At 42.4% G+C, this 658-nt stretch carries 1 protein-coding gene; it reads right to left on the bottom strand.

The window, feature by feature from the left end:
* Positions 1–304: TAXI family TRAP transporter solute-binding subunit (locus R7R78_RS26960; protein WP_225474713.1), on the bottom strand; the 304-nt coding region annotated here is incomplete at its 3' end.
* Between the last annotated feature and the right edge of the window lie 354 nt (positions 305–658).

Raw genomic sequence — 658 nt, 5'->3', positions numbered from 1 at the left:
CTTCCCCCGACCAAGCCCACGCACCGTACAAACCTTGCAAAATCGCAAATTGCGCTTCGTTTTCATTCAGTAGTTTAACGTTTTCACCAGAGCCAGCAGAGCTGATAGCAGAAAGGGAGAAGTGGTGCTTTGGTGCGAGTTTCACTTTACTTAATGTCGCCAAAGCCACCCCTGCTGGGTAGTAAGTGCCACCAGTAGAAGCGGTCGCAAGGATGTAGCTGCGCTCTTCCGCCGCTGCATTTGTCGCGATACCAAAAGATGTCACAGCAATAGCCAGTGCTTTTACGAGCTTATTCATTTTCATTATTACTCTCCGTGTAGTCGTTTCACGATTATGGATTTACATCATGTTAAATCTTTATTAACAACAAAACGCTAAGAGCAACTTAAATGCCAATTTTCAACTCATTGTTTTTATTTAATAAATATAATCTCCTAGCCCAAAATGAGCAAAAACTCGCTCATTTGCCCGTAAACCAATAAGCAAGATATTGCCGACAATAGAATGAGACTAAGCGGTACAACCTCGCAAAACGTTAATGAATTGTGATCGATACAAAAGATTTGCCCTTTTTAGCCATGAGCAAGTTTTTGCCGATAACAAACAAGCATTCAACTCTGTCGCGGAGTGTCCCAACGCAACATCTCTTAGCGAAAT

The sequence above is a fragment of the Vibrio sp. 2134-1 genome (genome assembly GCF_033339495.1).
The sequence above is the reverse complement of the archived record's forward strand: the minus strand, read 5'-3'. Positions and strand labels throughout refer to the sequence as shown.